We start from the raw sequence: 15,089 nt of genomic DNA, 5'->3' as shown, positions 1-15,089 counted from the left end.
ATCTTGCGCAACATTGTTTCACAAGCATGGCAATCGTTACGCTGTGTCACCGTTGGTGCCATGCTAAATCCATCTGCGGGTTTTGCGTTCATAGCGGGCGAAATCAGCACGAAAAGTGCGGCGCAAGCGGTCTTCCTCGGGCAGGATAAAGCGGCGCTCCAGCACCCAGACAAAAACCGGGATCAATATCAGAGACAGTACTGCATCGAACCGCAGGACCAACCCAGCAAATATCAGAACATCGCCAACATAGATCGGGTTGCGGCTGCGCTTGTAGATACCCGACTGCACCAACGCATCGGGTGTCTGATGCGGAACAACGGTTGTTTTGTGACGGCGGAATTCGACGACCGCCATGACCGCTATCAAGATGCCGCCCCCGATCAGAAAACCGCTCAGCAAATCAGTCAAACCGCTTTCCAGTGACAGCCCCATGGGCAGGCGACGCGCCTGTAACCACGCCAGCAAGACAAATCCGGCAAGCCAAACAGGAGGGATATCAATCCAGCGCATAGTCAGTTCTCGGGCCTTACATCACGTAAAGCACGTGACATTTCTGAGCGCTGTCCTACCGCTTTGAGACCGGATTGGCAAAAGTTCAGGTTGTCGCATCGATGGACAGGCAGAAATGGATAGGATACGCCAGACGAAATCACCGCAACGCAGTACGAAGGTAGAGACCCAAGTATGACCGACTTTGCCGCAACCAAAGCCATGTTCGACCTGCCCGAGGGCATCATTTACCTGGATGGCAATTCGCTTGGCCCCCTGCCAAGCGCTGCGGGTAAGCGCGTGAATGACATGATGGCCAACGAATGGGGGCAGATGCTGATCACGGGCTGGAACAAGGCTGGTTGGATGGCGCTGCCCACGGCTTTGGGGGATCGCATCGGGCGGTTGATAGGTGCCGCGCCCGGATCGATCGTGACCGGCGATACCTTGTCAATCAAAGTGTATCAGGCCGTCGCTTCGGCACTGGAACTGCGTCCTGACCGAAAAGTTGTACTGTCGGACAGCGGTAACTTCCCTTCCGATCTTTACATGGTTGAAGGGCTGTTGCGATCGCTCGGGTCCGACTATGAGCTGCGCGTTGTTGCGCCCGAGGATGTTGCCGCGAATATCACAGAAGATGTCGCTGTTCTTATGCTGACCGAAGTCGACTATCGCAGCGGTCGCATGCACGACATGAAAGCACTGACCGAACTGGCACATGCAAACGGTGCAGTAACAGTCTGGGATCTGGCCCACTCTGCCGGTGCGATCCCCGTCGATCTGACCGGCTGCAACGTCGATTTCGCGGTGGGATGTACATACAAGTATCTGAACGGAGGACCGGGCGCGCCAGCCTTTATCTATGTCGCGCCACGCCTTGCGGATCGGGCACGACCGGCCCTGTCAGGCTGGCTGGGGCACGAGGCACCCTTTGCCTTCGACTTGGACTACCGCCCCGGCACCGGGATTGAGAGGATGCGTGTTGGAACCCCTCCGATCCTGCAAATGTCCGCCTTGTCAGCCGCGATGGATATCTGGGACATGGCGGATATGGCCGATGTGCGCGCCAAGTCCATTGATCTGACCGAGCTGTTCATTGCCCGCGTCGAAGCAACCTGCCCCGAGCTGGAGCTGGTCAGCCCGCGTGATCCGAACCAACGCGGCAGTCAGGTTTCGTTCCGCTTTGATGACGGATATGCCGCCATGCAGGCCTTGATTGCCCGCGGTGTGATCGGAGATTTCCGTGCGCCCAACATCATGCGCTTTGGCTTCACCCCGCTTTACATCGACGAACAGGATGTGGAAGGCGCGGTTGAGATCCTCGCCGATATCATGAACAACCGCCTGTGGGACGCGCCCGAGTACAAAGTGCAGCAGCGGGTTACCTGACCTCAAGCCCCGCGCCGATCAGGGACGCGATCTGGGCAACCTGCTTTTCATAGGTCTCGGCCCCCGCGCCGGCCAGCTTGAGCCCTTTCAGCGTGGCCGTGATTGTCCACCCGGTTTCGGCCGCGTCTGCTGGCATTTTGACCCGGCCAGCCTGCGCTTGCTGCGTCAGCCAGTCTGCATAAAGACCCGCCAGTTTAGCTTCACCCTCGGCAATGATGTCGGCCGCCATGGACTTGGTGTTGTCCAGCATCTCAAGCCCGTGAGGCGAGGCCAATATGGTCGCCATCCCTGCAGTTTGTGCCTGCACTGCACGTGTGAGAACCTCGGGCACTGTGCCTGCGGTTGCCAGCGCCTCGGCAACGGCCGCGCTTTTATCGGCGTAATAAACCTCAGTCAGTTTTCTGACGATCGCCTCTTTGTTCTTGTAGTGCAGATACACTGCCGGGCGGGACATGCCGGCGCCGCGCGCGATGTCATCCATCGACGTTTTCCGGTACCCATAAGCGGCAAACGCCTGAAAGGCCGATGCCAGGATTGCCTTTTGTCGTGGATCGTCAACTGTGTCCGTCATATCTGAACCCGTGACATCTTTTGTATATTTTGTCAATTGACATAGTGACATTTTACGACAATTATGTCAGAACCCAGCCACAGCTATATGAGGTGCGCCATGGCAACCGCCCTGAAGATAAATGGAAAGCAACATCAGATTGACCTGCCCGACGACGTACCCCTGCTTTGGGTATTGCGGGATGAGGTCGGTTTGACCGGAACCAAATTCGGCTGTGGTGTTGCGGCCTGCGGGGCTTGTACCGTTCATATTGATGGTGAAGCCGTACGCTCATGCCAAGTGGCACTGTCGGATGTCTGGGGCGATGTTACGACAATCGAAGGGATCGGATCGCCTGATGCGATGGCTGCAATCCAACAAGCGTGGGTCGATCACCAAGTAGCGCAATGCGGGTATTGCCAATCAGGTCAGATCATGCAGGCCGCTGCGTTGCTGGCGGAAAATCCTGCCCCCTCGGACACGGATATTGATGACGCCATGCAAGGCAACCTATGTCGCTGTGGCACCTACCCTCGCATTCGCGCTGCCATTCATGACGCAGCCAGCAAGTTGAAGGAGGCGTGAACAATGGCATCCGTTGGTAAAATCCTTCGTCGCACCTTTCTGATCGGTTCGGCCGCGATTGTCGGCGGCGTGGCGTTCGGTGCTTATTACGTCAGCCGTCCCGCTGTGAATCCGTTGAAACCCGGTGATGGTCAGGCGGCGCTGAACCCGTTTGTTTTGATCGACCAAAATGGCGTTACCCTTTTTGCACCCCGCGCCGAAATGGGGCAAGGCGTTCAGACGACATGGGCTGCACTGATTGCCGAGGAACTTGATGTCGATCTGGATCAGATCACCGTTCTGCACGGCCCTGCGGCGGCGGCTTACTATAACTCGGCCCTGATAGGGGAAGGCCTGCCCAACAAAGGGTATGATATCTCCGATTTCCAGCACAATCTGGGCGAAGCGTTGGGTGTTCTTGGCAAAACGCTCAGCTTGCAGGTGACCGGTGGCTCGACCTCAATGAAAGATGGGTTTGAGCGGATGCGTCAAGCCGGAGCCTCGGCCCGCGAGACGTTGAAACAGGCCGCGGCGGACCGGCTTGGCGTTGACCGCAGTGAACTAAAAACGGTGTCGGGTCGTGTCATCGCCCCGAACGGAGACCAGATCCCCTACACCGAGCTGGCCACTGAAGTGGCCAAGCTTGAGCCGATCGAGGCCCCTCTGCGGGATCCGTCAGAATGGCGCTATCTCGGCCAGACCCAACCGCGGTTGGACATGGTGGAAAAGGCAACCGGCACCGCAGAATTCGGAGTCGACGTTCGCTTGCCCGGTATGAAATTCGCCGCCATTCGCATGAACCCCAAGCTGGGCGGCGCGATGAACGGCTATGACGACAGTGCTGCGAAATCCATGCCCGGGGTTGAAAAAGTAGTCGATTTGGGTGGCGGGGTCGCGGTAGTCGCCAACAACACATGGCTGGCCAATCAGGCGGTCGAAGCGATTGATGTCGACTGGGCAGACGCCCCTTACCCGCCAGACACCGAAGGCATCTTTGCAAAAATTGCCGAAGCGTTTGACGAGGCCCCGAACTCGACCATGCGGGATGACGGCGATGTTAGCGTCACACCCGACGGTGCGACCGAGATTACGGCTGAGTACCAAGTGCCTTATCTGGCCCACGCAACGATGGAGCCGATGAACGCAACAGCACTGTTTACCGGCGATGCGCTCGAACTGTGGTGCGGTAATCAGGCCCCGACCCTGATTAAGTTCCGCGTTGCTAACTCGGCCAATCTGGACACTGAGGCAGTGCAAATTCACACCACTTACTTAGGTGGCGGTTTTGGTCGCCGGGGTGAGTTGGACTTTGGTGAAATTGCCACCAAGGTTGCCATGGCGATGCCCGGCACTCCGGTGCAGACAACCTGGAGCCGCGAAGAAGACATGCGCCATGACTATTTCCGCCCCGGTGCCATCGCCCGCATGCGAGGCGCAGTTCAGGACGGCAAGGCAGTGCTGTTCGATGGCAAAGTCGCGGCGCAATCCTGCACACAGCAGGCAGTGACACGCTATACCGGAATGCCCGGCGCTGGCCCGGACAAAGTACTGGTCGAAGGCTTTTTCAACCAACCCTATGCGGTGCCGAACTACCGAATGAGCGGCCACATCGCCAAATTGGATGTTCCTGTGGGGTTTTGGCGTTCGGTCGGAAACAGCCATAACGGATTCTTCCACGAAACCTTTATGGATGAGATGGCCCACGCCGCTGGTCAGGACCCGCTCGAATTCCGGCTGGAGTTGATGAAGACCGAGCATGCCCCGTCGGCCGGATGTCTGGAAGCCGTTAGGGAAATGTCAGGTTGGACAGGTCAGACGCCGGACGGTGTGGGCCGGGGCGTTGCCTTCACCTACAGCTTTGGCACTCCGGTTGCTCAGGTCATCGAGGTGGTTGACGAGGACGGTACCATTCGCATCAGCAAGGCCTGGATCGCGTGTGACATGGGGCTGGCCCTGGACCCCGAGAACGTCAAGGCGCAGATGTTTGGCGGCATGATGTACGGGCTGTCAGCCGCGTGTTATGGCGAGATCACCTTTGCCGAGGGCGAAGTCGAGCAGTACAACTTCCCCGACTATGATGCGCTGCGCATGCATACTGCGCCGCAGGTCGAAGTTCGCGTCTTGGAAACCAACCGCCATATGGGTGGCGCGGGCGAACCCGGCACGCCCCCATCGATGCCTGCGCTTGGAAATGCTCTGTTCGACCTAACCGGAGAGCGCGCCCGCAAACTGCCGCTGAATCAGCAGTTTAACCTGCTGATCTGACACGAATCAGGCGTGGATGTCCCGCTTTCCGACGTGGAAAGCGGGACATCTACGTCACTCTTCTGTGGGAAACAGACAACTGGCTTCAAGCGATCCGGCGAAACGCGGCCCGTCCGCAGGTCGACCATGTCTGAACGGCCTGACCAAATTTCTGAAATAGCGGTCGAGAAACAGGATCGTTGATCGCATCCCATTCCGGGTGCCATTGAACCGAAAGAGTAAAACCCGGGGCGTCCTGGATATACATCGCCTCCGGCGTGCCATCCGGGGCATAGCCGTCAATGACCACGCGTTCGCCAACTGTTTTGATCCCCTGCCCGTGCAGCGTGTTCGTCATAACCTCGGTCGCTCCGAACAGTTGATGAAAAACTCCGTCCTCAGACAGAGTCACCACATGGCGCAGGGCGAACTTTTCCTCCAACGTGCCATCGGGTGGCATGCGGTGATTCATCCGACCCGGCAGATCGCGAATTTCAGGATGCAGCGTACCGCCCATGGCCACGTTGACCTCTTGAAAGCCGCGGCAGATGCCCATGAATGGTTGACCGCGCTCGACGCAGGCCCGGACCAGAGGTAGCGTAATCGCATCCCGCGCCCGATCAAACTCTCCATGGGCGTCGGTGGCGTCTTCGCCGTATTCCTCGGGGTGCACATTCGGGCGCCCACCAGTCAGCAGAAACCCATCGCAGACCTCCAACAGTTCCTCGACCGAGACATAGCGTGGGTCGGACGGAATAAGCAGCGGCAGGCAGTTCGAAACATTCGCAACCGCGTCCGAGTTCATCGTTCCGCCCGCATGGGTCGGGTACTCATCATTCAGGATGTAGGAGTTACCGATGATACCGACGACCGGTCGAGACATGCCGCTTCCCTTGCTGGTTTCTTGTTCACACGAACGCTATCCGCAGTGGATCGAACGTGCAACAATACACGCCCTGTATGACAGCGCAAAGCAGTGTTCAGTGACGCACAGTGTGATCCAGAAACCTCAGGCGTGCCGGAGAGTTGTCCATGCCGGGGCCTGAACCTCAAACTGGCAAGGCTCTGCCTCGGCGCGGTGATCCAACTTAGATTTCTCCGGTCAAACCAGCGGCCTCGATCCCGGCCATGCCTGCAACGGCGTCATTGTCGGACGTGTCGCCCGTGACACCAACTGCGCCGATAACAGCCCCTTTGCGATCCCGCAGAAGGATGCCGCCCGGAACCGGCACGACCTGCCCACCATAAACACCGTTTACCGCTGCCATGAAATAGGCCTGTGCCTCGGCCCGCTGCATTTGCGCGGTGCCCGCCATACCCAACATGACCGAGCCATAGGCCTTGCCATGCGCGATCGGGAACCGACCTGGGGCCGCGCCATCTTCGCGCTCAAATGCGATGACGTGCCCACCGGCATCCAACACAACGACTGAAAGGGGTTTCAGCTCCATCTCATGACCTTTTTCAAGGGTTTTGCGGATGATCGTGCGGGCTTTGCGCAAAGAAACTGCCATTTTCTGTCCTATCGTGTTTTCAGGTTAAAGGCTGGCTTTCAATTCAAGACGGCGGGCATGCAGGACCGGTTCAGTATAGCCCGAAGGCTGTATCCGCCCTTTGAACACCAAATCGCACGCAGCTTGAAACGCCACGCCATCAAAGCGCGGAGCCATTGGGCGATACTCGGGGTCGCCTTCGTTCTGGCGGTCCACCACGGCGGCCATTTTCTGCATAGCGGTCATCACCTGCTCTTTGCTGACAACGTCGTGATGCAGCCAGTTGGCCAGCGCCTGAGAGGATATCCGGCAGGTTGCGCGGTCTTCCATCAGGCCAATGTCGTTGATGTCCGGTACTTTCGAGCACCCGACCCCTTGGTCGATCCAGCGCACCACGTACCCAAGAATACCCTGCGCATTGTTCTCAATCTCGCGCGTGATTTCCTCATCGCTCAGATTGCGGCCGCCCAGTAATGGTATCGTCAACAAATCCTCAAGCGAGGCACGCGCGCCACCAGCTGCCAGTTCGTCCTGACGGGCCAAAACATCCACACTGTGATAATGTGTTGCGTGTAGCGTTGCAGCGGTCGGCGACGGCACCCACGCGCAGGTGGCACCGGACTTCGGGTGGCCGATTTTGGCCTCTAGCATATCATGCATCCTGTCGGGCATCGCCCACATGCCCTTGCCGATCTGCGCCTTGCCTTTCAGGCCGCAAGCCAACCCGATATCAACGTTGCGATCCTCGTAGGACGCGATCCATGGTGTGCTTTTCATATCCCCCTTCGGCAGCATCGGGCCTGCCTCCATCGAGGTATGGATCTCGTCCCCTGTCCGGTCGAGGAAACCTGTGTTGATGAACGCCACGCGCGATTTTGCAGCACGGATGCATTCCCTGAGGTTGACTGAGGTACGGCGCTCCTCGTCCATGATGCCCAGCTTCACGGTGTTGCGCGGCAGGCCGAGGATGTCTTCGACCATATCGAAAATCTCGACCGAGAATGCCACTTCTTCCGGGCCATGCATCTTGGGTTTGACCACATAAACCGATCCCATGACCGAGTTGCCGCCTTCGCGAGCCAAATCGTGCATGGCGATCAACGTGGTGCAGAGCGCGTCCATCAGGCCTTCGCCGATTTCATTGCCCTCGGCGTCCAGAATCGCGGGGTTGGTCATCAGGTGCCCCACGTTTCGCACCAGCATCAATGAGCGACCTTTTAGCTTGGCCTGACCCCCACCGGCGGTGGTGTACTCCAGATCATCTGCCAGCTTGCGGGTAAATGTGTTGCCGGCTTTGGTGACCTGCTCGGTCAGATCACCCTTCATCAGACCCAGCCAGTTACCATATGCAACCACCTTATCCTCGGCGTCGACACAGGCGACTGAGTCTTCGCAATCCATGATCGTCGACAAGGCCGATTCCAGCACGACATCCGCGATTCCCGTCGGATCAGAGGCACCGATAGTGCTGGACGCATCAATAACGACCTTGATGTGCAGCCCATTGTTTTTCAGCAGAATGAACTCCGGGTTTTCCGCAGCGCCACCATAACCAACGAAACGTGAAGGATCCGCAAGTGCTGGCACCAGCGCGCCGTTTTCAACCCGCAACTCGGCCACATCGGTCCAAGACCCGTTTGCCAAAGGCGCAGCGTCGTCCAGAAATCCTTTGGCCCAGGAAATCACCCTGGCGCCCCGGCCCGCGTCATACCCACCGCCGGTCGGCAGATCGCCCATCGCGTCGGTGCCATAGAGAGCGTCATACAAGCTGCCCCAACGCGCATTGGCTGCGTTTAACGCGAAACGCGCGTTAGTGATTGGCACTACCAATTGCGGTCCGGGTGTTTGCGCAATCTCGGGATCAACTTCGGTGGTTTCGATCTGAAAACCGGCGCCTTCTTCAACCAGATAACCGATTTCGCGCAAGAATGCCTGATACGCGGCGGCGTCATGCGCCTGCCCCATCCGCCCCAGATGCCACGCGTCCAATTGCCCCTGGATCTTTTCCCGCTTTGCCAGCAGCGCGCGACATTTCGGACCCAGCTCAGCCACCATGCGGGACAGACCATCCCAAAATGCGTCAGCAGTTACACCCGTTCCCGGCAGTGCCCGACCTTCGATGAAGTCGGCCAGAACGGTATCAACTTGTAATCCGCTACGCGTTTGTCTGCTGCTCATGGGGTCCCTCTCTCGTGTGTACGCCACTGTATGCCGCATGCATTTAGAGCTATTGTTTCCGATAGGCAACGCGCACGAGACCCCTATGGTAAAACTAACTTACCAAAACTTCAGATCGCACCGTCTCGGTTGAAGATTGCACCGCTTGCAGCCTACCGCCGCAAGCCATAACGTCGCGCCAGACATGAACCGATGCGAGGCCCCCGATGCGTGACGCAGCCCCTACCACGATCTACCTTAAAGACTACACGCCCTTTGGCTATCTGGTGGACAGCGTGCATCTGACCTTCGATTTGGCCGATCACGCCACACGCGTCACGTCGCGCATTGCCTTCCGCCCCAATCCGGATGCCACAGATCGAACGTTTTTTCTGCATGGCGAGGATTTGACCCTAATTCGCGCTGCCATCGACGGGGCCGAGATCACACCCGATGTCACCGAGACTGGCCTGACCGCCAACGTTCCAAACGCGCCATTCATCTGGGAAGCGATCGTCGAGATCGACCCAGGCAACAACACCGCGCTTGAGGGGCTTTACATGTCGAACGGTATGTATTGCACGCAGTGCGAGGCCGAAGGGTTCCGCAAGATCACCTACTACCCTGACCGGCCAGACGTGATGTCCACCTTCACCGTGAGGATCAATGGCGATTTGCCGGTGCTGCTGTCGAACGGCAACCCCTCAGGCAAAGGCGAGGGCTGGGCAGAATGGACCGATCCCTGGCCTAAACCCGCCTATCTGTTTGCGCTAGTGGCTGGCGACCTGATCGCGCATCCCGGCCAGTTCACCACGATGTCGGGCCGCGACGTTGAGCTGAATCTTTGGGTTCGCCCCGGCGATGAAGAGAAATGCGCCTTTGGCATGGAGGCGTTGAAAAAGTCGATGAAGTGGGACGAGGACGTCTATGGTCGTGAATACGATCTGGATGTCTTCAACATCGTGGCCGTCGATGATTTCAACATGGGCGCGATGGAGAACAAGGGGCTGAACATCTTTAACTCCTCGGCCGTTCTGGCCAGCCCGGAAACCTCGACCGATGATAACTTCGAACGCATTGAGGCGATCATCGCGCATGAATACTTCCACAACTGGACAGGCAACCGCATCACCTGCCGCGACTGGTTCCAACTGTGCTTAAAAGAGGGCCTGACCGTATTCCGCGATGCGCATTTCACGTCCAACATGCGCTCGGCCCCGGTGAAACGCATCCATGACGCCATCGACCTGCGGGCGCGACAATTTCCCGAAGACAACGGGCCATTGTCGCACCCTGTCCGACCCGAGAGCTTTCAGGAGATCAATAACTTCTACACGGCCACGGTTTATGAAAAAGGGGCCGAGGTGATCGGGATGCTGAAACGATTGGTTGGGGATGAGGCGTACAAACAGGCGCTAGACCTCTATTTCGACCGCCACGACGGGCAAGCCTGCACAATCGAGGACTGGCTGAAAGTGTTCGAGGACACAACAGGCCGCGATCTGACCCAGTTCAAACGCTGGTACAGCCAGTCAGGGACACCGCGCGTTACCGTGTCCGAAGATTGGGCGGACGGCGTTTATACTCTGACCCTGAAACAACGAACCGAACCGACCCCCGGTCAGTCAGAGAAGCTTCCGCAAGTGATCCCGGTCGCCGTTGGCTTGCTGAGCCCGAACGGGGATGAAGTGCGCCCAACCGAGGTGCTGGAGCTGACAGAGGTCGAACAGAGCTTTGAGTTCACCGGTCTGGCCGCCAAACCCGTGGCCTCGATCCTGCGGGATTTCTCGGCTCCGGTGATTCTCGAACATGACCATACGGATGCGGAACGTGCCTTTCTGTTGGCCCATGACACTGACCCGTTCAACCGCTGGCAGGCCGGGCGATCGCTGGCGCAGGACACTTTGCTGCGCATGATAAAACACGATGCCGCGCCGGGCTCGGACTATCTGGATGGTATGCTGACCGTGTTGCGGGACAGAGATCTGGACCCTGCCTATCGCTCGCTGATGCTGGGCCTGCCAACGCAGTCAGAGTTGGCGGCCGCCTTGTTTGAAAGCGGTGAAACTCCTGATCCGATGGCGATTTGGACCGCAGTAGAGACCCTCCGGCAGGCGACGGCCCAACATGTTCAGGACCTGCTACCGCGACTGCTCAGCGAAACGCAGATCGACGCACCGTTCCGCCCCGACGCCGAACAGGCTGGCAAACGCGCGCTTGGCGGTGCGGTTATGTACCTGACTTCGCGGCTTGATGGCGGCGCCAAGGCCGCCGAAGAATACGCCGCTGCTGACAACATGACCCGCCAGTTGACTGCTCTGTCTTGTCTCTTGCGGGCAGGCGCGGGCCAGGCGGAACTGGCAAGCTTTTACAATCAGTGGCAACATGACCGGCTGGTGGTTGACAAGTGGTTTGCATTGCAAGTGTCTACAGCCACACCCGAAGCAACGGTTGAGGTCACACGCGCGCTGACAAAGCACGCTGATTTCAATTGGAAAAACCCGAACCGGTTCCGCGCAGTCATCAGCGCGCTCGCGATGAACCATGCCGGGTTTCACCGCCATGACGGGGCCGGATATGAACTGCTTGCGGATTGGTTGATCCGTCTGGATCCGGTTAACCCACAAACAACGGCCCGGATGTGTTCGGCTTTCCAGACATGGAAACGCTACGACGCTGAGCGACAGGACCTCATGCAAGCGCAGCTGACCCGCATCGCCGAAACACCGAACCTGTCGCGCGATACGACGGAAATGGTGTCCCGTATTCTTGGCGCATGAACCCTTACAGTTTCACGCGCAACAACCGGACGCGACGCAGTGTCCTGATTCTCCTCGGCATTTATGCGGGGCTGTTGGCCTTGGTAATTGTATTTGACGCAGCATGGTGGATTGTTGGGTTTTTCGGCCTGACCACCTTGCCTGCCCTTTGGGACATCATACAGGACACAAAGGCAGGGGTGACGCTGGATGCCGACCGGATTCGCTGGTTCTCTGGCAACCGCGAGGGCCAGGTCGCGTTGTCCGAAATCGATCACGTCCGTTTGGACACACGTTGGGACTTTTCGGTGCGCTGCGCACTGGTTCTGACGTCAGACAAACGGATTCGCCTGCCGGATGAGGCTATGCCGCCGCATAAGGAGCTTGAGGCCGTCTTACAAAAAGCCGGATTGCGGGTTGAACGGCACCATTTTCGCGTTTTCTGAAACAATCATATTGAGTGATGACGATTCGTTTCTGATTAACACTCAATACAGTGCGGTAAGCTTGAATTTGAGCCGGCCTTCGGTCAGAGTTTCCGACAAGCGTGCAAGTTGTTTTGATTTCGAGTTTTTCCATGTTTCGGTTTTTCAGGGCACGTCAAGCCCAATCCTCTCATTCTTCCAAAAGCTCAACGCAGAGCCTTCCCAATGTGAATGGCGGCGTGCATTCGACGCTCCCAGACAAAGGGCAATTGAACATCCCATTGGCCGACGTCAAAGCCGAAGACTTGGCAGCCCGCGATGCGATTGGGCGTGGTCGGACGCTGGCCAGACAGGATCGTTGGGCTGAACTGTCTCGTCAAATGCGCGCGGCAGACAAAAATCGTGCAGCCGCCCCGGATGGCACACCCATCGCGGATCTGCTTGCCTTTGGCGCTCGGTCCGATGTGGTTCTCGCGGTCGAACACGCCTTGTCGGATGGGAATGCACTGTGTGAGTACGACCTGCTTGGCGGGATTTCCGAGCTTGAAGACGAAATGCGCGCGCACCCGGATGATGCGATGATTGCGCTTGTGGTCGCGCTGACGCATATCGACCTGGCCTGGGCGTGGCGCGGAACGGCAACGGACGCAACCCTTCCGCCATTACACCGTTCCCGTTGTGCAGCCCATTTCGACCGGGCCGCAGCGTTATTGCCGAAATGTCGCGCGGCGTTGCCAGACAGCCCGATCGTCGCCGCCGCAGGCTGCGCACTTTTGGCTGGCCAACGCAAAGCCAGCCTTCGTGTTGCTGATGAATACGAGCGGCTAATCTCGCTGGACCCCAACAATCAGCGCCATATGCGCGCGATGGGCACCCATCTGTTGCCGCGGTGGTTTGGCAGCTACGCAGAGCTTGAGGTTCAGGCCCTGCGCAACGCGGCCCGGACCCACGACATCTGGGGGGCCGGCGGTTACACATGGGTGCAATTCGACGCCATCACCTTGGACGAAGAGGCGTGCGCCCGGCTGGATGTTGAGTACTTTCTGGAAGGTCTCTATGACATTCTGCACCATCGGCCGGATCAGCAAACAGTCAACATGCTATCGGCCTATTGCGCCATCACGATACAGAACGGCCTTAGGCAGAATGAAAAAGCCGAGACTGTGCGCGCGCAAATTCACGAGGCCGCACATGGGCTGATCCGCGACCACATGACCGAACTGCACCCAATGATTTGGGCGCATGCGGCGAACGGGTTCAACAACTCAGTCCGTATACACTCGGCTGAGCGGTTCGCGGCCCGCGGTCAGCGCGACGCACTGCGCGCGATTGGCGACCTGTTCCGTGAAGAGTTGCTCAGCGGCATGGATGTAACCTTCACCCCGTCGGGTTTGCGCCTGTCCCAGCACTGATTCCCCCTTGCCCCTCGCCCGTGCCAGGCCTAATACGCAGGCTTAGACTTCTGCGGAAATGAGGCGCGACATGCTCGACCTGACATACGAAATGCCCAAACCCAAGACCATCGCCGGGGCCAAGCACGATTGGGAACTGGTAATCGGGATGGAGGTGCACGCTCAGGTCTCATCCAATGCCAAGCTGTTCTCGGGCGCGTCGACGAAATTCGGGGCCGAGCCGAATGCAAACGTGGCCTTTGTGGACGCGGCGATGCCGGGCATGCTGCCGGTGATCAACGAGTACTGCGTGGAACAGGCGGTGCGCACAGGGTTGGGCCTGAAGGCGGATATCAACCTGAAATCGGCTTTCGACCGCAAGAACTACTTCTATCCCGACCTGCCGCAGGGCTATCAGATTTCACAGCTGTACCACCCAATCGTGGGCGAAGGTGAAGTGCTGGTCGAAATGGGCGATGGCACCGCGCGCATGGTTCGCATCGAACGCATCCACATGGAGCAGGACGCGGGCAAGTCGATCCACGATATGGACCCGCATATGTCCTTCGTCGACTTGAACCGGACCGGTGTCTGCCTGATGGAGATCGTCAGCCGCCCTGACATCCGTGGGCCGGAAGAGGCCGCCGCCTATATCGCCAAGCTGCGCCAGATCATGCGGTATCTGGGCACATGCGACGGCAATATGCAGAACGGAAACTTGCGGGCGGACGTGAACGTATCGATCTGTCTTCCGGGTGCCTATGAGAAGTACCAGGAAACACAGGATTTCTCGCACTTGGGAACGCGCTGCGAGATCAAGAACATGAACTCGATGCGCTTTATCCAGCAGGCAATTGAGGTCGAAGCCCGCCGTCAGATCGCCATTGTCGAAGCTGGTGGGACTATCGATCAGGAAACCCGTCTGTACGATCCGGACAAGGGCGAAACCCGCTCAATGCGGTCTAAAGAAGAAGCGCATGACTATCGCTATTTTCCGGACCCTGACCTGCTGCCGCTAGAGATTGAGCAAGCATGGGTGGACGATATCGCCGCCAAGTTGCCCGAATTACCGGACGACAAGAAAGCCCGCTTTATCAACGCGTTCGGTCTGACCGACTATGACGCATCTGTCCTGACCGCCGAAGTAGAGTCAGCCGCGTATTTTGAAGAGGTTGCCAAGGGCCGCAACGGCAAACTGGCGGCGAACTGGGTCATCAACGAACTGTTTGGTCGCCTGAAGAAAGAAGATCACGACATCACCGACTCGCCGGTCTCTCCGGCGCAACTGGGTGCCATCATTGACCTGATCGCCTCGGATGCCATCTCAGGCAAAATCGCCAAGGACCTGTTCGAGATCGTCTATACCGAAGGCGGTGACCCGGCGAAGATCGTTGAAGACCGCGGCATGAAGCAGGTCACCGACACGGGCGCGATTGAGTCCGCGCTGGATGAAATTATCGCCGCTAACCCCGCGCAGGTCGAAAAGGCGAAGGTGAACCCAAAGCTTGCAGGTTGGTTCGTGGGTCAGGTCATGAAAGCAACGGGCGGCAAGGCCAACCCCAAGGCGGTGAACGAGCTGGTCGGTAAAAAACTAGGCTCGTAACCTTTTAAGGGCACCCAATCCT

Annotated in this window: 12 protein-coding genes; 7 read left to right on the top strand and 5 right to left on the bottom strand. The window is 58.2% G+C overall.

Annotated elements, in window-relative coordinates; genetic code table 11:
* Positions 1-63: 63 nt before the first annotated feature.
* Positions 64-513, bottom strand: coding sequence for a methyltransferase family protein (locus ACXAET_RS00895; RefSeq protein WP_475179641.1), 450 nt, complete (start codon positions 511-513; stop codon positions 64-66).
* A gap of 174 nt (positions 514-687) precedes the next feature.
* Here ACXAET_RS00895 and kynU point away from each other — a divergent pair, with 174 nt between their 5' ends.
* Positions 688-1,881, top strand: a complete 1,194-nt coding sequence (kynU, locus tag ACXAET_RS00890) for a kynureninase (protein ID WP_475179636.1) — start codon at positions 688-690, stop codon at positions 1,879-1,881.
* Here the strand turns inward: kynU and ACXAET_RS00885 are convergent.
* Complete coding sequence (locus ACXAET_RS00885) at positions 1,874-2,452, bottom strand: TetR/AcrR family transcriptional regulator (RefSeq protein ID WP_475179634.1); 579 nt, start codon at positions 2,450-2,452, stop codon at positions 1,874-1,876. The two genes, kynU and ACXAET_RS00885, sit on opposite strands and share 8 nt — an antisense overlap.
* Positions 2,453-2,551: 99 nt before the next feature.
* Between ACXAET_RS00885 and ACXAET_RS00880 the strand changes: the two genes are divergently transcribed.
* Together ACXAET_RS00880 and ACXAET_RS00875 are read left to right on the top strand one after the other, a co-directional pair.
* The gene (locus tag ACXAET_RS00880; protein WP_224890653.1) at positions 2,552-3,016 is read left to right on the top strand and encodes a (2Fe-2S)-binding protein; all 465 of its coding nucleotides are present in this window, start codon (positions 2,552-2,554) and stop codon (positions 3,014-3,016) included.
* Positions 3,017-3,019: 3 nt separating this feature from the next.
* Positions 3,020-5,260, top strand: coding sequence for a xanthine dehydrogenase family protein molybdopterin-binding subunit (locus ACXAET_RS00875; protein ID WP_475179627.1), 2,241 nt, complete (start codon positions 3,020-3,022; stop codon positions 5,258-5,260).
* Between the two features lie 85 nt (positions 5,261-5,345).
* On the opposite strand, the gene ACXAET_RS00870 is transcribed toward ACXAET_RS00875, so the two are convergent.
* The 3 genes from ACXAET_RS00870 to ACXAET_RS00860 form a co-directional block, all read right to left on the bottom strand.
* Positions 5,346-6,122, bottom strand: a complete 777-nt coding sequence (locus tag ACXAET_RS00870; RefSeq protein ID WP_475179625.1) for a gamma-glutamyl-gamma-aminobutyrate hydrolase family protein — start codon at positions 6,120-6,122, stop codon at positions 5,346-5,348.
* A 205-nt stretch (positions 6,123-6,327) separates the two neighbouring features.
* Positions 6,328-6,753: a GlcG/HbpS family heme-binding protein gene (locus ACXAET_RS00865; RefSeq protein WP_475179624.1), complete on the bottom strand. Its 426-nt coding sequence runs from the start codon at positions 6,751-6,753 to the stop codon at positions 6,328-6,330.
* 24 nt (positions 6,754-6,777) lie between these two features.
* On the bottom strand, positions 6,778-8,910 hold the full coding sequence (locus tag ACXAET_RS00860) for a malate synthase G (protein ID WP_475179622.1): 2,133 nt from the start codon (positions 8,908-8,910) through the stop codon (positions 6,778-6,780).
* A 206-nt stretch (positions 8,911-9,116) separates the two neighbouring features.
* Here ACXAET_RS00860 and pepN point away from each other — a divergent pair, with 206 nt between their 5' ends.
* From pepN to gatB, 4 genes are all read left to right on the top strand, one after another.
* Positions 9,117-11,669: an aminopeptidase N gene (gene pepN, locus ACXAET_RS00855; protein ID WP_475179620.1), complete on the top strand. Its 2,553-nt coding sequence runs from the start codon at positions 9,117-9,119 to the stop codon at positions 11,667-11,669.
* Positions 11,666-12,094, top strand: a complete 429-nt coding sequence (locus ACXAET_RS00850; RefSeq protein ID WP_475179615.1) for a hypothetical protein — start codon at positions 11,666-11,668, stop codon at positions 12,092-12,094. Before pepN ends, ACXAET_RS00850 begins: the two co-directional genes overlap by 4 nt.
* 218 nt (positions 12,095-12,312) lie before the next feature.
* Positions 12,313-13,485 carry a hypothetical protein gene (locus ACXAET_RS00845; protein ID WP_475179612.1) on the top strand — a complete coding sequence of 391 codons (1,173 nt, stop codon included), beginning with the start codon at positions 12,313-12,315 and terminating at the stop codon, positions 13,483-13,485.
* 70 nt (positions 13,486-13,555) lie between these two features.
* Positions 13,556-15,067 carry an Asp-tRNA(Asn)/Glu-tRNA(Gln) amidotransferase subunit GatB gene (gatB, locus tag ACXAET_RS00840; protein ID WP_475179610.1) on the top strand — a complete coding sequence of 504 codons (1,512 nt, stop codon included), beginning with the start codon at positions 13,556-13,558 and terminating at the stop codon, positions 15,065-15,067.
* Positions 15,068-15,089: the final 22 nt, after the last annotated feature.

Source organism: Ruegeria sp. AWH4_226 (assembly GCF_056159225.1).
Note: the sequence above shows the minus strand (reverse complement) of the source record. Positions and strands in the feature narration are given on the sequence as shown.